The organism is Streptomyces finlayi (genome assembly GCF_014216315.1).
GTDB classification, from domain to species: Bacteria; Actinomycetota; Actinomycetes; order Streptomycetales; family Streptomycetaceae; genus Streptomyces; species Streptomyces finlayi_A.
In genome coordinates this window covers 17,333-35,836 of sequence record NZ_CP045702.1, presented here as the reverse complement: position 1 = coordinate 35,836, position 18,504 = coordinate 17,333, and the positions used below count along the sequence as shown (strand labels likewise).

The 18,504-nt window shown below is 68.9% G+C and carries 18 protein-coding genes and 4 pseudogenes; 11 read left to right on the top strand and 11 right to left on the bottom strand.

Going from position 1 to position 18,504, the window contains the following annotated elements:
- Window positions 1-399 precede the first annotated feature (399 nt).
- Window positions 400-609, bottom strand: a complete 210-nt coding sequence (locus tag F0344_RS00205; protein WP_219732092.1) for a DUF6243 family protein — start codon at window positions 607-609, stop codon at window positions 400-402.
- A gap of 215 nt (window positions 610-824) precedes the next feature.
- The gene (locus F0344_RS35250; protein WP_258049539.1) at window positions 825-953 is read right to left on the bottom strand and encodes a hypothetical protein; all 129 of its coding nucleotides are present in this window, start codon (window positions 951-953) and stop codon (window positions 825-827) included.
- A 284-nt stretch (window positions 954-1,237) separates the two neighbouring features.
- On the opposite strand from F0344_RS35250, the gene F0344_RS36650 reads away from it, so the two are divergent.
- Both F0344_RS36650 and F0344_RS00200 read left to right on the top strand, forming a co-directional pair.
- Entirely contained in the window at window positions 1,238-1,321 is an 84-nt protein-coding gene (locus F0344_RS36650; protein ID WP_219732161.1) for a hypothetical protein, read from the top strand.
- Between the two features lie 362 nt (window positions 1,322-1,683).
- Window positions 1,684-3,027 carry a M14 family metallopeptidase gene (locus tag F0344_RS00200; RefSeq protein WP_185296836.1) on the top strand — a complete coding sequence of 448 codons (1,344 nt, stop codon included), beginning with the start codon at window positions 1,684-1,686 and terminating at the stop codon, window positions 3,025-3,027.
- Window positions 3,028-3,327: 300 nt separating this feature from the next.
- On the opposite strand, the gene F0344_RS00195 is transcribed toward F0344_RS00200, so the two are convergent.
- The 3 genes from F0344_RS00195 to F0344_RS00185 all read right to left on the bottom strand — a co-directional run bounded on the left by F0344_RS00195 (window position 3,328) and on the right by F0344_RS00185 (window position 5,317).
- Window positions 3,328-3,585: a hypothetical protein gene (locus F0344_RS00195; RefSeq protein WP_185296835.1), complete on the bottom strand. Its 258-nt coding sequence runs from the start codon at window positions 3,583-3,585 to the stop codon at window positions 3,328-3,330.
- 501 nt (window positions 3,586-4,086) lie between these two features.
- Complete coding sequence (locus tag F0344_RS00190; protein WP_219732091.1) at window positions 4,087-4,566, bottom strand: SDR family NAD(P)-dependent oxidoreductase; 480 nt, start codon at window positions 4,564-4,566, stop codon at window positions 4,087-4,089.
- 280 nt (window positions 4,567-4,846) lie between these two features.
- On the bottom strand, window positions 4,847-5,317 hold the full coding sequence (locus tag F0344_RS00185) for a hypothetical protein (protein ID WP_185296834.1): 471 nt from the start codon (window positions 5,315-5,317) through the stop codon (window positions 4,847-4,849).
- Between the two features lie 263 nt (window positions 5,318-5,580).
- On the opposite strand from F0344_RS00185, the gene F0344_RS35245 reads away from it, so the two are divergent.
- The 3 genes from F0344_RS35245 (at window position 5,581) to F0344_RS00170 (ending at window position 8,311) form a co-directional block, all read left to right on the top strand.
- The gene (locus F0344_RS35245) at window positions 5,581-5,742 is read left to right on the top strand and encodes a hypothetical protein (protein WP_258049536.1); all 162 of its coding nucleotides are present in this window, start codon (window positions 5,581-5,583) and stop codon (window positions 5,740-5,742) included.
- Between the two features lie 581 nt (window positions 5,743-6,323).
- Window positions 6,324-6,896 carry a PadR family transcriptional regulator gene (locus F0344_RS00175; RefSeq protein WP_185296833.1) on the top strand — a complete coding sequence of 191 codons (573 nt, stop codon included), beginning with the start codon at window positions 6,324-6,326 and terminating at the stop codon, window positions 6,894-6,896.
- 257 nt (window positions 6,897-7,153) lie between these two features.
- Complete coding sequence (locus F0344_RS00170) at window positions 7,154-8,311, top strand: epoxide hydrolase family protein (protein ID WP_185296832.1); 1,158 nt, start codon at window positions 7,154-7,156, stop codon at window positions 8,309-8,311.
- 349 nt (window positions 8,312-8,660) lie between these two features.
- Here the strand turns inward: F0344_RS00170 and F0344_RS00165 are convergent, their stop codons facing one another.
- Complete coding sequence (locus F0344_RS00165) at window positions 8,661-9,263, bottom strand: transposase family protein (RefSeq protein WP_258049535.1); 603 nt, start codon at window positions 9,261-9,263, stop codon at window positions 8,661-8,663.
- On the opposite strand from F0344_RS00165, the gene F0344_RS00160 reads away from it, so the two are divergent.
- From F0344_RS00160 to F0344_RS00150, 3 genes and pseudogenes are all read left to right on the top strand, one after another.
- Window positions 9,262-10,350 (top strand): scabin-related ADP-ribosyltransferase, encoded by a 1,089-nt coding sequence (locus tag F0344_RS00160; protein WP_185296831.1) that lies wholly within the window; start codon window positions 9,262-9,264, stop codon window positions 10,348-10,350. The genes F0344_RS00165 and F0344_RS00160 overlap by 2 nt on opposite strands.
- 240 nt (window positions 10,351-10,590) lie before the next feature.
- Window positions 10,591-11,220 carry a type VII secretion system-associated protein gene (locus F0344_RS00155; RefSeq protein WP_185296830.1) on the top strand — a complete coding sequence of 210 codons (630 nt, stop codon included), beginning with the start codon at window positions 10,591-10,593 and terminating at the stop codon, window positions 11,218-11,220.
- 355 nt (window positions 11,221-11,575) lie between these two features.
- Window positions 11,576-12,093: pseudogene (locus F0344_RS00150) on the top strand (O-acetyl-ADP-ribose deacetylase); the annotation flags it as partial.
- Window positions 12,094-12,360: 267 nt separating this feature from the next.
- Here the strand turns inward: F0344_RS00150 and F0344_RS00145 are convergent.
- The gene (locus F0344_RS00145; RefSeq protein WP_258049534.1) at window positions 12,361-12,891 is read right to left on the bottom strand and encodes an SRPBCC family protein; all 531 of its coding nucleotides are present in this window, start codon (window positions 12,889-12,891) and stop codon (window positions 12,361-12,363) included.
- A 141-nt stretch (window positions 12,892-13,032) separates the two neighbouring features.
- Here F0344_RS00145 and F0344_RS00140 point away from each other — a divergent pair, with 141 nt between their 5' ends.
- A complete protein-coding gene (locus F0344_RS00140; RefSeq protein WP_185296828.1) occupies window positions 13,033-13,932 on the top strand; it encodes a helix-turn-helix domain-containing protein in 900 nt (299 codons plus the stop codon).
- Window positions 13,933-14,259: 327 nt separating this feature from the next.
- On the opposite strand, the pseudogene F0344_RS35240 reads toward F0344_RS00140, so the two are convergent.
- Window positions 14,260-14,577: pseudogene (locus F0344_RS35240) on the bottom strand (SAM-dependent methyltransferase); the annotation flags it as partial.
- A gap of 160 nt (window positions 14,578-14,737) precedes the next feature.
- On the opposite strand from F0344_RS35240, the gene F0344_RS35235 reads away from it, so the two are divergent.
- Both F0344_RS35235 and F0344_RS00125 read left to right on the top strand, forming a co-directional pair.
- Window positions 14,738-15,439, top strand: coding sequence for an excalibur calcium-binding domain-containing protein (locus tag F0344_RS35235; RefSeq protein ID WP_258049533.1), 702 nt, complete (start codon window positions 14,738-14,740; stop codon window positions 15,437-15,439).
- Window positions 15,440-15,493: 54 nt separating this feature from the next.
- A pseudogene (locus tag F0344_RS00125) lies at window positions 15,494-15,664 on the top strand (telomere-protecting terminal protein Tpg); the annotation flags it as partial.
- Between the two features lie 97 nt (window positions 15,665-15,761).
- On the opposite strand, the gene F0344_RS00120 reads toward F0344_RS00125, so the two are convergent.
- The 3 genes and pseudogenes from F0344_RS00120 to F0344_RS35230 form a co-directional block, all read right to left on the bottom strand.
- Entirely contained in the window at window positions 15,762-15,941 is a 180-nt protein-coding gene (locus F0344_RS00120; RefSeq protein WP_185296827.1) for a DUF6480 family protein, read from the bottom strand.
- A gap of 385 nt (window positions 15,942-16,326) precedes the next feature.
- Entirely contained in the window at window positions 16,327-17,904 is a 1,578-nt protein-coding gene (locus F0344_RS00115) for an outer membrane protein assembly factor BamB family protein (protein ID WP_185296826.1), read from the bottom strand.
- A gap of 179 nt (window positions 17,905-18,083) precedes the next feature.
- Window positions 18,084-18,360, bottom strand: a pseudogene (locus F0344_RS35230) (MOSC domain-containing protein); the annotation flags it as partial.
- Between the last annotated feature and the right edge of the window lie 144 nt (window positions 18,361-18,504).

Below are 18,504 nucleotides of genomic sequence, written 5' to 3'. Positions count from 1 at the left end.
AGCGACGGTCCCACTGCTCCCGGAGGCCTCGGCGAGTTCCGTCCCTGGGAACCTCGCTGACCCGGTCAGGAAAGTCGACTCTCCTCGGCCGGTTCACCCGCGTTCACCAGCACCCGCCCCGTCCGCGCTCCCACACCGAGACCGCGGTGAATTCTGCCGCCAGGCGATGCCGCCGGGCCCGGGCCGCGTAGAAGGGCGCAGCCGAACGGGCCGGCTGCTGAGCATCACAACCGCCCCGCCGAACCTGAATCTGCGACTACTCCGGGGGTGGTCGGCTGAGCCGCGGGGTGCCGGCCGAGACCTGAGGGGCGGGCCGCGCCCGGTGCGGCGGCAGGGTCCGGACCGCGCTTCGCGGTCCGGACCCTGCCGCGTGCGCTGCCACCCTGCGGCGGCCGTGCCTCAGCTCTGTGCGGTGTCGTCGCCCGTCTGCCCGGCGTCCTCAGATGCGCCTGCCTTCTCGCGCATTTTGCGAACCAGCTCCGCCTTCTGGTCGGCGGCACCCTGGCGGTCGAGGTTGCGGTGCGGCCCATTGTTCTGCCGCTCGGCGCGGGACAGCTTCTTGCGCTGGCCGCCGCCCATGCCTACGGGGTTGTTGATGTTCTTGCTCACGGGTTCTCCGGGAATGATGTGAAGTGATCTACGGATTCATTGTGGGGGACGGTCGCGGCGACGTCGAAGGACGTCAGCAGTGGCCCATCACGCTCTCACTCGTAAATCGGCGTCTGGAAGACCATGAACAAGACGTTACCCGGTTCCGTCGGCCCCGCACACCATGGCTCTCGCCTCCCGGCTTCGGCCAGGCGACCTTCGGCGAGCGCCTGGGGTCAGCCGTTTCCTACCAGGAATCTCCGTACTGCCTGCACCCGCCGGTGGTCGCCGCCCGCCCAGCGGGTGTCCAGCTCGGCGAGGATGGATTCGATGTGCTTGGCCAACCCGGGCATGAACTCCGGCACGCCCCTGGTCCCGGTGGCCGCGGTCCATACCCGGCGCGCGGCCGGCGGGCAGGCCGCCGGTTGCGTCGGCGCACGTACGCCTGCGGGGCGCGGGTCTGGGCGGTGCGGCTGGGCGGTGGAAGCTCGGAAGGCCGGCCGACCTCCACCGGCCGAGGCCCGGGCGGAAGCCGAGAAGCTTCGCGGCCGACCTGAATCAGACGTCGCGAACCGGTGCGTGATCGTCCTGTCCTACTACGCCGCCGCCGTCGCCGACAGGCTGCGGCAGGCGTCGGCCCCGCCTCCTCGTGATTGACGAACTCGGCTACCTCCCGCTGCCGGGCGACGGCGCTTCTGCACTCTTCCAGGTGATCAAAACCAGAGGACTCTGAAGTCGAGCAGGATAGTTGGTTCACTCCGCGAACCAATTGGGACGAAGACCAGCAGTGGGGAAAATCGAGATCGGCATCAGCAGCTGACTCTCCCCACACGCTGCCAGAGCCGTTCGGTCTCGCCATATTTTCCCCTGGGAACCGCCCTGCTCGTTGTGGGTGGAGCTGCTGTTCGGTAGCTTCTTCGATTCGTCCGCGGGGCACAAGTCCCGGCAGAGACCTGACACCTTTGCCACCTGCTGTGATCGGTGGCTACGGATCGCAGGGCGGGCCGTGGCCCGAGTGGCTCTCTTGACGAGTTCATGCCAGCACTGCACGATGCGTCGCACGGGAAGCCCTCGTACCCCCACACAGGAGACAGCATGCGATTTCGCATACGCGGCAGAAGGTCCGCCACCCTCACGGCCTTACTGGCGCTCGCCGTCGCGGTACCGCTCACCGCCACCGCGACCACCCCGAGCACGCCCGCCGCACCCGCCACCACACCAGTCGCGGCAGGCGAGGAGGTCATCCGGCAGTACGAGATCCACGGCCCGGACACCGCCGCCGAACGCACCGCCCTCACCGCCGCGGGCGTCTCCGTCGATGAGTCGGACGGCCACGTGGTCGTCGTCAGCGCCAACCCCGAGCAGGCCGCCCGCCTGCGGACGCTCGGCCACACCCTGAAGGCGCTGCCCGCGCCGCCCGACCGGACCGGCGGACAGGCCGTGCGGCCGATGGACTTCCCCTCCGCCGACTCCCGCTACCACAACTACGCGGAGATGAACACGGAGATCAATCAGCGGCTCCAGCAGTACCCGGGCATCATGAGCAAGCGGGTCATCGGCAAGACGTACCAGGGCCGGGACATCATCGCCATCAAGGTCAGTGACAACGTGGCCACCGACGAGAACGAGCCCGAGGTCCTCTTCACTCACCACCAGCACGCACGCGAGCACCTCACCGTCGAGATGGCCCTGTACCTGCTGCGCGAGCTGGGCGCGGGTTACGGCTCCGACTCCCGGATCACCAACGCCGTCAACGGCCGTGAGCTCTGGATCGTGCCGGACCTCAACCCGGATGGCGGCGAGTACGACATCGCCTCAGGCTCCTACCGCAGCTGGCGCAAGAACCGGCAGCCCAACGCCGGTTCGTCGTACGTCGGCACGGACATGAACCGCAACTGGAACTTCAAGTGGGGCTGCTGCGGCGGCTCCTCGGGCTCGACGAGCTCGGAGACCTACCGCGGCCCCTCGGCCGAGTCGGCTCCCGAGGTCAAGGTCGTCGCCGACTTCGTGCGCTCCCGGGTGATCGGCGGCAAGCAGCAGATCAGGGCGGGCATCGACTTCCACACGTACAGCGAGCTGATCCTCTGGCCGTTCGGCTACACGAGCGCCGACACGGCGCCGGGCCTGACCCAGGACGACCGCGACGCTTTCGCCACCGTCGGCCGGAAGATGGCCGCCAGCAACGGCTACACCCCGGAGCAGTCGAGTGACCTGTACATCACCGATGGTTCCATCGACGACTGGCTGTGGGGCAACCAGAAGATCTTCGGCTACACCTTCGAGATGTATCCCGGTGGTGCCGGCGGGGGCGGTTTCTACCCGCCCGACGAGGTTATCGAGCGCGAGACGAGCCGCAACCGCGACGCGGTACTCCAACTGATCGAGAACGCGGACTGCATGTACCGCTCGATCGGCAAGGAGCAGCAGTACTGCGCCTGACGCTGACAGCCGGTGCTTGGCTTCCACCGGCGTCTCAGGGGGACGGGGTCGCCCCGGGGAAGTGTGACCGGGACTGGCGCGGCCGAGGAATCGGCTGTCTTCCTGGCACGCCGGCTGGGTCACCCCGATCCTGGGGTTCACCCTGCGGAGCTACTCCCCCTTCCCGCCCCGTGCCGGCGCGCGAGACGCTGCCGCCGCCGGCGCGATCTTCCTGTAGCTCCGGCCCCGGACAGTACCCGGGGCCGGACTGCGGCTCACACCCAGCCCCGACTCGGGCGGGAAGTCCCGCCGCCGGAGATGTCACTGCCACTCCTGCCGCCCGGCAGCCCGCGCGCCGGCAGGGGTTCGGTTGTGACGGAGTCCGTCACGTCTGGACGGGTCAGGGGGGAACTTCATCGACGTGTTACGGACGCGAGTGAGGAGTTCCTCTGCGTCGGCCGCTGTGGCGTAGGCGTACAGCGTGATGTCGGTGGCCTTCGTGTCCGTCTTCGGGTGGACGGAGCGGGCCGCGGCGGCGGGCGGCGCCGGTTCGGGGGAGCGCAGCCGGATGTCTTCCATGGGCTGGCAATGGGCTGGCAAAGTCACACGCCGCGAACAGGATCACAGCCACCTTCACCGTCACCAGCATGGCCGTCTACAAAAAACGCATTCCCCGGCCATCAGGTCTACGCCCCCACCACGGAACCCCGGCTCACTCTGATCACGTGCGCCGACTGGGACCGTAAATCCAAGACCTAACGCTCCAACCTCGATCGTTCGTACGCCCAGCAGAACTTGGAGGTTGGGCATGTAGGTGGTTGATCGTGGTTCGTAAGCTCGTCGTCGCCTGCGGCCCTTCCGGGACCCGGACGCCATCGAGAAACAAAGCCTGAGATCCTGATGTGGATGCCTTGCGCATGAAAGCCGTGGCCGGTGGTCTGGCCGCGGTGCGACGCTCGTGCAGTGAGCCCGCGGCTTGACGCCGGGAGAGTCCTCGTCCCGGGCCGGAGGGCAAGTTGTCCGTCTGTGAGCTCACCGGTGGCCGCACCACAGGGGACGGAGTCGTTCGTGGAGTCCTCGTCAGCCAACGGCTCCCTTCGGGTAGTGGCGGCGCAGGTTGGCGGCGAGGACGCGGTCCAGCGTGCGGTCGGACAGCATCGGGCCCAGGCGCATGATCAGGGCGGCATCCCGGCCGGCGGTGTAGCGGGCGCGCGGTCTACGCGTCGTCACGGCCCTCGCGATGACCTGGGCGGCGGCGTCGGCGGTCAGGCATGAAGCAGTGCCCGAGGCCATCAACTTGTTGTTCGCCTGGACCAGGCTGCCGTAGCGCTCGCCCTGCTCCGGCGTCATCTGGGCAGCCAGGTGGTTCGCCGTCTCGACCCCGCGGGCAGCCATCTCCGTGCGGACGCCGCCGGGCTCGACCACGACCACCTGTACGCCCAGCGGAGCGACCTCCCGGCAGAGCGAGTCGCTGACCGCCTCCAGGGCGAACTTCGCGCCGGCGTACGCGCCGTATGTGGCCATGGCGAACTTGCCGCCGACCGAGCTGATGTTGATCACACAGCCCTTGCTGCGCAGCTGGGCACGACGTTGGATTCGTTCGCGGCACCGTTCACGGCACTGGATTCCGGGCCGCCCGGAGGCCGCTCAGCACCCCTTGTCCAGGTCGGGCGCGGCTCCGGATCGGGCTGCTGGGCACCGCTGGTGTACGTCATGGCAAGGCTCCTCACGCAGGTGGCGCGGGACTCCGGATGGAGTGCCCTCACTTGCTAGAGGTGTGCTGGAAGTCGACGGTGTGACACTCCACCGAGCTTTGCCGGGCGACGTTACCGACCTGTGATCATCCGGCGGGCGCGGTGCAGAGCTCGGAGACGATCGCGAACGAGGTCGTTACCATCGGCACGGCCATGGCCGGCGGCATCGCCGTGTGCGTGGTCTTGCCGTGCGCCATTCCGTTGCGGATCTGTCGACCGTAGTCGAGGTACTCCGCCTGCCGGGCGGTCAGGATGCCCGCGTCGTCGCCTTGCTTGATGAGCCCGTGCAGCGGCTTCTTGCCCGCGTCCGGGATGCGGTCGCGCAGCACGATCTCCACCGCGATCAGGGAGTGCAGGACCGCCACGGTGGAGAACTCGTAGCAGTAGTACGACTGGCGCAGCAGCTCGCGGGCCGTACGCAGGACCGTCGCCGCGGCCTCGGGAGCACCGTCGGGCACGACCAGGTCCTCAACGAGGTCGTGCATGTCGGCGTAGGTGTCGACGAAGAGGTGGGCGCGTTCGTCCGGGACCGGGAACGGCAGCCGCTGCGTGGTCATCCCCGGAGTCTTTCGGCGGCGCGCGCCGACGGCAGGACCTTTTCGCCAGGCCGTCGCGCAGCGCGCTGGGAGGGAGACTTCCCCCCTCTCGATTTAGGGCGGTTTGTCGCACGTAGCGGACCCGGTCAAGGGAAACGTAGCCCCCGGCCACACGGCGTCCGCTCAGCGTCAGTGCTCGGACTCTGTCCACAGGGCTGCGCTCCGAGACTCGATCTTGAGGCCGCCGCGATCAAAGGGGGCGGCCCGTCGTTGAGGAGCCGTCCATGTGCCAGAACCCCACCGTGCCGCTCGCCCCGATGGCGCCGGACGCGGTGTTCAGCGCCTTCAACTACCTCCGGGCTGTGGAGGCCGGCGGCACCGAAGCGGCTGCCGGGTTCGCCGACGCCGATCCGCGGATGCCCGCACCGCTCGCGGACGTCGCATAACGGATCGTCGTCCCGGTCACCGCGCTGTGCGGCATCGACCCGGAGCCGTGCGACGGCTCCTTCGCCCTGAAGGCCGTCGGCCGGGTACTCACGGCCACCCTGCGCGCCTGGGCGCAGGTCGCGGGCGGGGCGGAAGGTGTCGCCCATGCGATCATCGCCTCCGTCGCACAGGTCCTCACGATGGAGGAGTGCGGTGAGACCGTCGCCGGTGTCCTGCGCCAGATGGAAGCCGTCGGCTTCGGCCGGGCCCTCGATGCGCACCCCGCACCGGCCGGTGCGGGGTGCGCACCGTGCGCATCAAATCCGTGAGCGTGCGCCATCTTGAAAGTCGCTGTTCAGCGGGGCTTCCGTGACGTCCGTCCGGGGTGCTCGTGCTGGTCGTGGGCGGCAGTTTGAGCTGTGAATCATCTGGCGGGGCGGTTTCGCCTCGCTGTCGCCTTCTGCTGACACGAACAGCTCGTCCGATTCACCACAGAAGACACGTTCCCAGTCTCATTGCAACCGAAACGGCGAGCCCTGACGCATGGTCGGACACCTCCTCCTCGATTGACGCACGCGAGTACTCATGCAAGAGTAATCGCATGTCCTCGATCCGGCTGTTCATCCTGTCTTCCTTCGCCACGCATGGCGAAATGCACGGTCACCAGGTGCGCGCACAAGCCGAGCAGGAGTACGTCCACCTGTGGACCGACATCTCCGTGGGCAGCGTGTACGGCGCCATCAAACGCCTCGTCGGCGAGGGCCTGCTCGAAGAAGTGCGCAGCGAACGGGACGGCAATCGACCGGCGCGCCAGATCTACGCCATCACCGCGGCGGGACGTGACGTCCTTGCCGAGCTTCGCCACCGGGGCCTGCGGGACATCTGGGTGAAATTCGATCCCTTCGATCTGGCGCTGACCCGCGTCGACCCGGACACACTGACCGAGCTGCCAGAGGTCCTCTCGGAGCGCCTGGCGGCGGTGCGCGACCTGCTCGAACAGACGAAGAGGGTGAACGCGGACGCCCTGGAGCATGTGTCAGTGAGCGAGAAGTGGGCGCTGAGCCACACGGAATACCGTCTCCGTGCGGAGGTCAGCTGGCTGGAAGACCTCATCGACGCCGCACCGGGCATCGTCGCCGACGAGCAGTCAGGGGCGAAACCCACGCGAGGGTAGCCTGCCGTCGCGCCTGATGTACGCCGTCACCGCGGCCGGACGGGACACGCACGCTCCCCGTCCCCGTTTTCTGCGCCTCGGCCGCACCCGGCCGTTGTCCGCCCCGTTCGACGCGCCGCTCACCCGTGCCCAGCCGGGACGCCGTCGCCGGTAACCAAGGCCGTACCCACGGCTCGAGCCCCGACACCCACCACGGCCCCTCTCACACCGAAACGAGACGGGGTTCGTCAACGATGCCCGATCAAGGGAGAACACCAGTGTCCGAACAGATCCGCCCCTTCAACCTGTCCGTGCCCGAGGAACAGCTGACCGACCTGCGTGACAGGCTCTCCCGTGTCCGGTGGCCCGAACGAGAGACCGTCCCCGACACCACCCAGGGACTGCAGCTCGCGAAAATCCAGGCACTCTGTGACTACTGGCGCGCGGGCTACGACTGGAGGGCCGCAGAGAAGACCCTGAACGACTTCGGCCAGTTCACGACCACCATCGACGGCCTCGACATCCATTTCCTTCACATTCGCTCACCGGAACCGGACGCACTCCCGTTGGTCATGACCCACGGGTGGCCGGGCTCGGTACTGGAGTTCCGCAAGATAATCGGCCCACTGACCAACCCCGCTGCCCATGGAGGCGACCCGCGTCACGCCTTCCACCTCGTCATCCCGGCGCTGCCGGGGTTCGGCTTCTCCGAAAAGCCGGCCGAGTCCGGCTGGGGATACCCCCGTATCGCCGACGCCTGGATCACCCTGATGGACCGCCTGGGATACCGGCGCTGGGGCGCCCAGGGCGGAGACCTCGGCGCCGCGGTCACCGACGAGATCGGCCACAAGGCACCGCCCGGCTGCGTCGGGCTCCACCTCAACTTCACCATGTTCCAGCCGACCCCCGAAGAAATCGCCGATGCCACCCCGGACGAGAAGGCAATGCTGGGACGCGCGGCAGCCTTCTGGGAAACGAAGACGAGCTACCTTGGGATGCAGTCCAACAGCCCGCAGACCGTCGGCTACTCCCTCGCGGACTCTCCGACCGGACTGGCTGCCTGGATCTACGCCCTGATCCAGGACATCGGCGAAACACCGGGCAACGCCGAAGCGTCCATGCCGCTCGACGAGATCATCGACGCCATCATGCTCTACTGGCTGCCCAACACCGGTACATCCGCGGCCAGGATGTACTGGGAGATGATGCAGACCGGGTGGTGGCCGCCGGCAACGATCGACGACCCCATCACCGTGCCGACGGGGTTCAGCATGTTCCCCTCCGAACCCATGCGGAAGTCACGGCGCTGGGTGGAACGCCGCTACAGCAACGTCGTTCACTTCAACGAGCCCGACAGGGGTGGCCACTTCGCGGCTCTGGAACAGCCTGACCTCTTCGTCGACGAGATCAGGGAAAGTTTCAGTACCCTACGCTGATCTTCCAGTGCCGGTCGATTTCCCCATCAACACCCTCCAGGAGCCAATCCAGCTCTCTGGACAGGACACGTCGGAACGCCGCTTCTATCCCATGGATTGACGGTAGGGGTTCCAGCTGCGGAGCCCTGAGACGAGTTTGTTCCTGCGGATGAGCATGTGACGCATCCGAGAATCCCGGACCCGCGGCCGCCGGCCCGCGCAGCGCACTTGTGCCTCATGATCCGGGAACGGCCGCAGCCGAAACGCGCGGGCTAGTGGGGTCAGGTGCCCTTCCGTGGGGTTCGGTCTGGGTGCTCGTGCTCGTGCTGGTCGAGGGCGGCAGTCTGCGTTGAAGATCATCTGTCACTTGTCAGCGGTGGACTTCGAGGTTCGTCAGGACGAGCAATGCGCGCAGGAGCTGGGTGGCGCGGGCGGGGTCGGTGCGGAGCTTGGTGAGCGTGCGCCAGTTCTTGAGGCGTGCGAAGCCGTGTTCGACGGGTGCGCGTCCGGCGGCCAGAACCCGGTTGGCGTCCTTTTCGCAGGTGGTGAGCTTGCGATAGCGGGTGGCCTTGAAGCCGGTGACGACCACGGGGTCGTCCGAATCGTCGTCCAGGCCGAGGAAGCCGAGGTCGGCCAGGGCGCCGAGGCCGACGTCGCGGAGGTGGGTCAGGAGTTGTTCTCGGCGGGCGGCGGTGATGTCGTGGGTGCGGCCGGGCCGGGCCGCGGAGATCCAGATCAGACGTCCGCGTTCGTCGGTGAGGGCGAGGAAGTGCAGGCCATGGGTGTGGTGTTTGCCGGAGTAGTTCGGCCGGTTCGCTTTTCCGGTGCGGCGCTGGGTGGGTACGAGGGTGCCGTCGACCAGGACGACTTCCCCGCCCCGCCTGGCGATCTTCTTCAGGATGCGGTCCAGGCGCGGGGCCTTGGGCGCGAGCAGAGCAGCCTTCCTGGTGGCTGCTTCCGTCGATCGCCACATGGTGTGGGGCTACGGCCAGGCCGATCCCGACTTCCACGTGTCCGTGGCCGAGATACCGTCGCTCGGACTGCGCGGTGAGTACAACCCCGACGGCCCGTCCGCCGGCGGTGTCACCGACATGGCCGGGCGGGTGCACTGCAACGGTCCGGCCTGGGACTGGTATCTGCCCGGCCGCGGACTCGTTGCCTCCTCCCGCCTGCTGACGGCCCCGCTCACCGGCGACGAGCAGGGCCCCGCACCCGTACCGGTCGGCTGGTCCGCCACCGGACCGGTGAGCCCTACCCCGCCCGTCGACCCGGCCTCGACCGCCGCGGACCCGGCCGCGCTGGCAGGCAACACGCTCCCCGAGGCACTGTGGCGCGACCCCGGACGGCCCGCTGTTCCGCTTCAGCCCCGACGGGCCCGAGCAGGTCTTCGGCGAAGGGCTCAAGCCGTACGGCCCCGACATGGTGCACCTCGTCGACCACGTCTACGGCGGCAGCGCCCTTGTGCCGTACACCGTCTTCGCGAGCGCGAGCGCGACCGCCAACCGCGGTTACGTGCGCGACAGCGCCCGGGCGAACCCGATGGGCGCCCCCTCCCTTACTGCCGCTGCCGCTGGCGCTACGACATTCAGGTCCCCGGCGGCATCGACGTGAACGCCACCCTGGGCCTCGCCTCTCCTTTCCCCGACCAGGGGGAAGTGCTCTTCCCCGGGGGCATCGACTGCCGGTACATCCGCGGTGCGCAGCCGATGGAGTACGGAGTTCCGCTCGGACCGTACATCGACAACCCGCACGTTGCACCGGTTGCACCGGTTGCACCGGTTGCACCGGTTGCACCGGTTGCACCGGTTGCACCGGTTGCCGGAAGCGGCGGATCGTCCGTCGTGGACGCGGACTTCGCAGGACCGGCGAATCCCGCCGCCGGCCTGGTGCTCGAATCGTTCCCGGCACTGCCTCCGGTTACGGTGTGGTCCGTGGGCGTGGCAGAGGTGCTCGCGGAGGCAGGAACGGTAGCTGTCCGTGTGGCCGAGGACGGGGAGCCGGTGTGGACGCGGGCAGTTGGTGGTGCGCTCGCGATGCCCGTTTTCCTGGTGTCGACGTAGGAGTCGGTGAACTGGTTGCCTGTGTATGTGACGGTGTCGCTCCTACCTCCTCGACCGGTTGTCCCGGCCGGGACGTGTTGTTCCTCAGTAGCTCGCCCCGTTGTCCTGCCCGTTCCGGTGGACGGTCTGCGGGCATGGTGGGCGGATATGACGGGTGAATCCGTTCCGGGTGAATCCGTTCCGGGTGAACCCGACCGGGCAGGCCCAGCACCAACCCTGGTACCAGTAAGTGAGGACGAGATGAGCGAGACCGGAGCCGAAAGCCCCGCCGCCCCCCGAAACCCCGTACCACCCGAGGAGTTCGTCCGGGCCGCCAGGCTGGCACCCGACCACTGGCTCTACCTGGCCGATCCCGCCTGGCAGGGGGAGGGCCCGCCGCCGGCGTGGGCCGTTGTCGGCCAGTGGCGCTCCGACTCCGAGGGCGAGATCGTCGAGTGGGAGGACAACGAGGACTACAAACCGTCGCCCGAGGCGATGGGGTGGCCCGAGCCGGCCGACGACGTGGACCGCGCGATCCAGCTCGCCACCACCGGGTACGGCCGGGCGGAGGACGTCACCGCAGCCCTGGCTCGGGCCGAGGTCGCGGTTCTGCTCACGGCGCAGGGTGAGCCGGTGAGCGCGTCGGCGCCCGACGGAACGGCGGTGGTGCCTGTCTACACTTCCCCCCGCTTTCTCCGGGCCGTCGGACAGCTGGGGTTCGAACGGCTGCCGGTCGCGGACCTGCTCGCCCGGATTCCTCCGGGCTGCAGCCTGTGCGTCAACAGTTCGGCCACGGTCAGCATGGTGCTGCCCACGGAGGGACTCGCCGATGTGCTCGGTCCTGCCCCGGCAGCTGAACGGTCCCGGTCCGGCATGGAGGGTGTCGCGTGATCCGGTCTGACCGGGTCGCGGGGCTGTCAACACCCGCTCGGTCACGTAGTCACTCGTCGGGCAGCGACGGGGACACCGGAGGTGCGGTTTGGAATCAGACCTGCCGGACCGGGACGGCGTGACCTTCGCCGGCCGTCCCGCCGAAGAATCGGACAAGTCCGTCGTACAGGTGGTGTGCCCACTCCAGCGTGCGTGCCTCTTCCCGGTCGGAGCGCGTCGCTGGGCTCCGGTTCGGTGGCCTCTCACCCTTCCGGACGCCCTCCAAGTGGTTCCACGCCCAGATGTGATCCCGGTCGATCTGCTCCGACTTTGCCGCCGTCAGTGCCCTTCGTGCGGCGGCTGCGCTTCTGTTGGTATGACGGCACGGCCGGCGTTCACCCTTGTACGCGGGGACATCACCGAGCAGCACGCCGACGTCCTGGTCAACGCCGCCAACTCCTTTCCTTCTCGGTGGTGGTGGGGTGGACGGCGCGATCCACCGGCGCGGTGGACCCGAGATCCTTGCCGCCTGCCGCGACCTGCGGGCCTCGCACTACGGCAAGGGACTGCCGACCGGGCAGGCGGTGGCGACGACGGCCGGCCGGCTGCACGCGGAGCACGTCGTCCACACGGTGGGCCCGGTCTGGTCGCGTACGGGGGATTGTTCCGTGTTGCTGGCCTCCTGCTACCGGGAATCCCTGCGGGTGGCCTCGGAGCTGGGAGCCCGGACGGTTGCCTTTCCGGCGATCTCGACGGGCATCTACGGCTGGCCGCTCGAGGCGGGGCGCGGATCGCTGTGCGTACGGTCCGCGAGGCCGCGTTCCCTCCGGTCGCCGAGGTCCGGTTCGTGTGTTCTTCGACGAGGAGGCGTACGCCTGCTTCGACGAGGCACTGACGGCGTGGACAGGGATCCGTATTCCCAGCCGGGCGTGCACGGGGATGACTACGGTGTCGTCCATTCATCAGCGCCGGCCCCGAATCAGGTCTTGCGGGTGGTCGTCTGGACGGGCCGAGCGGCAGATGACTGGGTCCCAGTTCACCGGCAATGGATCTGGACCCTGCGGGCAGGGAGGGAGCCTTCGCCGGTGAGTGCGGCGGCCGCTGGGTCGCGCGGTGAACCCGTATCGTCCTCACAGTCTCGCGCCACCTGGACCGGGGCGGCTACCGCTGAGTGCGGTGTCGCGCGATCCACTCCGCCAGGGACAGCAGGGTGGCCTCCGCACTGCTTGCCATGTGGTCCCGCAAAGCATGGAGGTCCGCGGGTGCGTTGCCCAGGAGCGGGTCGGTGCGCAACAGGCGCCAGGACTGCTGGACGATGCTGCCAACGCCCTGCTCGTAGAGGTGCCAGTTCCAGCGAACGATGCCTTGCTCGGCTCCGCCGACGACGAAGGCGAACGCGGAACCTGGATCAGCCTGGACCACCTCGGAGTGGGTGACCCATTCGCGCCCGTCACGGCGGTTGCGTCCGCTGAACCGTGCGCCGACCCATGGGCCGTCTCCCGGCTCATAGCTCACGGCGCTGGCGCTAGGGCTCCACGTCTCGATCAGGGACACGTCGCTGATCAGCTGATACACGGAGTCCGGCGTCGAGTCGACCCAGCACCGCCTGGTGAAGGTGAAGGGTGTCAGATCGAGGCCGGCCAGCGGATCTCGCCGGTTGGGGGCGGTGCTCTCGAACGTCGTAGTGCTCACAGGGCATCCCAACAGATGAAGACGACAGAAGGGGGGTGTGGGCCTCATCATGAGGGCCGGTGCGGGGAGCAGCCAGACCCTGCGGATCCGTACCCCAGCAGGGTGAGGCGCGGCTCAGGATCTGCCGCGCATACTCGGTTCATGGACAAGCACGGGCAGCTCGCCGCATTCCTCAAGGCACGCCGGGGCCTTCTGCGTCCCGAGGATGTGGGGCTGCAGACCTACGGCGAGCGGCGCCGGGTGCCGGGGCTGCGGAGGGAGGAGCTGGCGATGCTCGCGGGCATCAGCGCGCCGTACTACACCCGGCTCGAGCAGGGCCAGTCACGCAACGCCTCGCGCGAGGTACTCGATGCCATCGCGACCGCCCTATGCCTGGATGAGTCCGAGCGGGCCCATCTGTACGAACTCGCCCGTGCACCGAAGCGGGGCAAAGCCGCACCCCGGCCCCGTCCCGAGCGCGTCACCCCGGCTCACGGCGCGCTGCTCGCCGCACTCGAAGGCACCCCCGCCATCGTCATGGGCCGCCGCAGTGACGTTCTGGCCTGGAACACGCAGGGTCACGCGTTGTTTGCCGGCCATCTCGACCGGGGCAGCCCCGCTGAACCGGGCTGTCGGCCGAACATGGCCAAACTGGTGTTCCTCGACGCTCACACCCGCGACCTCTATACCGATTGGCCCGCCAAGGCCAAGGCCGTGGTCGGCAACCTGCGCCTCACCGCCGGCCGGTACCCGGAGGATCCTCTGCTGGCCGGGCTCGTCGGCGAGCTGATCATCCGCAGCCCGGAGTTTGCCACCATGTGGGCCGATCACCGGATCCTGGCCTGCGATGCCGCCGACTACGAGATACACCACCCCGCGGTCGGGAACCTGACCGTCACCCAGCAGACACTCCAGAGTCCGCGAGGAAGCGGACCGGCCGTGGTGATCGCCACGGCCGCCCAGGGGTCCCCGTCCGCGACGGCCCTGGCTCTCCTCGCCCACGTCGGCGGGCCGAGCGAGGCAGCCCTGCCCCGCAAGGGCGCCGAATCCCGTCACTCCTGACCCAAGAAGCCCCGCTTCGGGCCCTGCTGCGGCCCAGGACGCCCGAAACGATGGGGTTCGCGCTCCCTCACGGTCGGCTAAACCTTGCACGTCCGGTGGCGCGGGGTCCGGGGACGGTCGCCGTCTGCCCCTGAGGGCCGGTGGCGGTGCGCTGGGGAGCGTGGCCTCGTTCGACGTGCCAGCGTCTTTCAGCTGCAGCGAGGCGATGACCTCGTCGAGGGTGGGGAACTGGATGTCCTGGCCGGTCCGCCAGGACCAGGGGCCCAGGGAGGCGTGTTCGATCACGATCAGCAGCCCGCCGGGAGCTACGGCCTGGGCGGCCCGGCGCAGTACGTGTGCGCGGGAGATGGCGATCAGGGTGTGGAAGTAGGTGGCGGTGACCAGGTCGTAGGCGCCGTCGGGGAAGGTCGCGGCCAGGTCGTGTCGCCAGGTGTGGACCCGGTTGGTGACGCCGGTGGCCGCGGCGCCCGCGCTCACGCGGCCGAGGGCGGTTTGTGAAACGTCGACAGCCGTGACGTCCCAGCCTTCGGCGGCGAGCCGGAGGGCGTCGCCGCCATGGCCGCCGGCCTGATCAAGTACAACGGTGACATCAGCCGCATCCGCCCGGTCCGCTGCGACCGCCTGCGGTCCCAGGCCGGCGAACATCGCTGCCAGGCGGCGCTCACGTTTCCAGCGGCCGGATGCGGCTCTGCCGCGGTACGAGGTGAAACACCGACCGCCTCGGGACGCGTGGTTCCACAGGCGCGGCCCAAACCGTCGGCGCACACTGGAGTGAATGCGGGACCCTCTCCGTGAGGTGATGCCTATGAGCCGCGTCCTCTGCTCGGGCTCGGCCTTCCTGCTGGCGGCGGCCGTTGCCGTGGCAGGGCTCAGTGGCTGTGGCTCCGAGGGCGACGAGACGCCGCAGGGGGCCACTCCGACGGTCACTCGGACGCAGACCCGGACCGAGACCCAGGCCCTCACCCCTGAGCCAACGCCCTCCCCGGCACCGCCCAAGGCCACTCCCACCCCGCCTCCGCCCCCAGCCCCGACCACGCCGGAGCCGCCCGCCCCCACCGGCGCAGCCTCCACCGTCGAGGCGTACTTCGATGCCATCAACGCGCGCGACTACCGACGGGCGTGGGACCTCGGGGGCAAGAACCTCGGCGACCCTTCCTACTCGTCCTTCGCAGCGGGGTTCGCCGATGTTGAACGCGACACCGTTCACATTCTTGATGTCACGGGAGGGAGCGTGACTGTCACGATCGATGTACTGCGGCCGGATGGGACCCAGCAGTCGTACGAGGGTACTTACACAGTCAGGGGCGGGATCATCGTTGACGCCGCCATACGCCTCGTCGAGGCTCCGGCGCCGCCGGACGAATCCGAGAGCACCTACCCGCCCGGTCCGCCCGCGGGTGAGCCCGACGTCGACTGCGAGGACCTTTCCGGTCCCGTTTGGGTCGGCCCGTCCGACCCGCACAACCTCGACCGCGATGGTGACGGCATCGGTTGCGAGGCCAACTGAGGGGATGCGTCGCCGGTGCCCGAGCGGCGGGCCGTCACGCTGGGATCGGGAGCACGACCGGATCTCGCCGCGCGCCCGCGCCTGGAGCGCGAGGTGAATCAATGGCGACCGCAGATCCGGGCGAAGGCACGACATACGGCCGCGACCTCCGACGGCATCGTCATCGGCACCCGCGCCCGCATGGGCCACGACGCGCGGATCGGCTCGACGCGTTCGGACGACGTACCCGGCTGACGGCCAGCCCCGGGGTGTCCCGGGCAACTCGCCGCGATGAGGCATCCGGTGGTTCCAGCGGGGCCGGCGCAGCTCGGTGCTGCCCAGGTCACAACGAGATCATGCGGGCGATGAAGAACGCGGCGACGATGACGGCGCCGATGATGATCAGCCACACCCAGATGCCCGGATGTTCCCACAGGCCGCCGTCGGCACGTTCTTCGTGCGCCTCAGCAGTGGAGCCTTCGGCAGGCGGTGTCTCCTCGGGAGGCACGAGTGGATCAGTCATACCCCCAGCTTCGCGGCAGTCGCCGCATCACGCATCTGCTGCTCGTTTGTCCGCGGCGACACGTGCTGCGAGCCGGTGGGATGAAGCTGTGGGCGTCCGGCGGCGGCGTACACCTCGATCTCCATCCCCCGTCCGGGACTGGGGACGCCCGACACACGGAGGTGCGATCTCTCGGTTTGGTGTTGGTAAGAGTCGGTGCTGATCGTTCTGAGCGGGGTTCTTGGGGCTGGTCAGTGGTCGTGTGTGGGCGAGGGTGTCGCTGTACAGACCCCATTCCGGCCGACCGCCTGCCGGCTATGCAGCAGACCCTTGAGCGACCCCCGACCGGGTCCCTATGGCCGGGCCGGGGCGGCCCCTTACTTCCCGTCAGGGTGCCGCGGGGCGGTCAGGGTGCGGCAGGGGCGAAGGACAGTATGCGGGCCTCCCGCCAGGGCTTCCGCTTCTCGTCCCCGCTCACGATCGTCGACGTCAGGACGAGCCTTCCGTCGACGTATGCCGTGTGCCCCATGGACATCTCGTACTCGTACGGGGCGGTCGCCACCGGGTGCTTCACGACGTCCTTCTCCGTGCCGGCACCGCGCGGGCCCATGACGAAGGTCCGGCCGGGGCGGCTCGAAGTGGCACCCTCGTAGATGAGCATCGACTTGCCGTCCTCCGCGCGGAGCGGATACAGCCTGCGCAGCTCATCGGACTTGACGCCCCACAGGAACTTCCCGGTCTTCAGGTCGTACGCGCCGACCTGGTCGGTGGCACCCAGCATGATGAGGCCCTTTCCGACGCCGGAGCCCCGGCAGGGCTGGATGTTTCCGCCTGCGTCTCCGGCGCACTGCTCGAAGCCCTTGTCCCGGGCGTCGAAGGTGGTGCGGTGCTTGCCTCCGGGGTCCAGGACCGTTATCCGCCAGTCGCTCGCGCTGTCCTCGTTGTTGTAGGTGGTGAAGACGACCGGGTCCATGGAGATCAGACTGCCGAAGCTCCAGCCGGTCTTCATCCGGTAGCGCCACAGGACCTTTCCGGAACGCGGGTCGAGCTCGCGCACCTGGCCGTAGTTCTTGCTCCGGTCGATGGCGATCATGCAGTCGGAGCTGACCAGCAGCCGGGCAACGCCGCCCGCCACGTCATCGGGGACGCACTTGTTCTTGTTCTCCCGGGGGATCTCGTAGAGCTTGCTCCCGTCGTCCATCCGGTAGGTGATGGCCACCATGTTCCGGGCGACGGCCAGGGTGTCGCCGCTGATGGCGCTGTTGACGATGAACGTGTTGTCCCGGTCACCGGGCTCGTCGAGCTCTTTGCGCCATCCCTGCTCCCCGGTCTTCAGATCGATCATCCGCATCTGGTTGCACTGGTTGCCCCGATTGTTGTCCGGCCTCTCGTGGTGGAAGACCACGACCCTGCCGTCGGGCGTCGGGTTGGCCGGTGTCTCGCACACGGAGGAGGGCAGCGTCACGTTCCAGACCTCGGCGCCGTCCGAGAGCCGGTAGGCCGTGACCTTCCGGTGCAGGGCCTGGACGGCGGTGTCACCGACGATCCACAGGTCGTGGACCTTGTTGATCTGCTTGGGCAGGTCGGTCTTGTCGTCGACGATCCACGCCGCCGACTCGCCCGGTTTCCGGGCGGCGGCGACCTCCTTCGTCGTCGGAATGTGGCTCAGCTCCGGGCCGCCTGCCGCGGGGGAGCCGGACGGGGACGCCGATCCGGAGGGGCCGGGCGACTCCTTCGCCACGGGCTTCGCGGGCTCGTCCCGCCAATGGTCGGAGAGCGCGTACGCCCCTCCCGCCACGACCACCAGCACCAGCGCGACGACCGCGGCGACGACCGGCCCCCGGCCGAACCGGTGACGCGGCGGAGGTGTGGGTACGGTCGGCGGCCCGAACCCCTGGGGCCCGCCCTCCGAGGCATATGGGTTGCCGGGAACGGGCTGGTGCGGCGGGCCCTGGGCGTACCAGGGCTGCTGCGGGTCGGGCATGGTCTTCCCCCTGAGACGTCACTCGGCTCGAAGACTTCTCCTCGGGCATCGGTCACTGGTGGTGGACGCGCCGCGCACCGATCCAGTTCCCGCCGCAGTGCCCCGGGACCTCGCAACGGATGACGCCACGTCACGGGACCGGACCCGCCGCTTCCCCTGCACGGAACGGCCGCCCGCTCTCAGCCCTGCCGCGTGGCGTAATCCTGCGCCTTGCGCAGCGCCTCGGGGTGCAGCGCCTGCGCCTCCCCGGCAGCCAGCAGCGCGGAACAGGGTGCGTTGGGCCGTCAGGCCCCGAACTGCAGGGCGGCGGTGACCTCGTGTCGGGCCGGTGAACGATCTCGACAGGGTCCCCGGAGCGCACAGCGCCCGGTTCGATCACCCGCAGATACGCGCCGGTGGCGCCCTGCTGGGTGAACCGCCGGACCACCCCGGCTCCCCGAGATGATGGGCGAAGGTCGGCTGCGATCTCTCGGTTTTGGGACGGTGGGGTGGGAGACAGCGGGGTCTGGGTGTGTTGTTGCTGCTCATGGGTTGTTTCGGGGTGTGGGGTCACTGTCCTGGGCGTGAGAGATCCATGGGACATCGCTGTCGTGGAGTGTT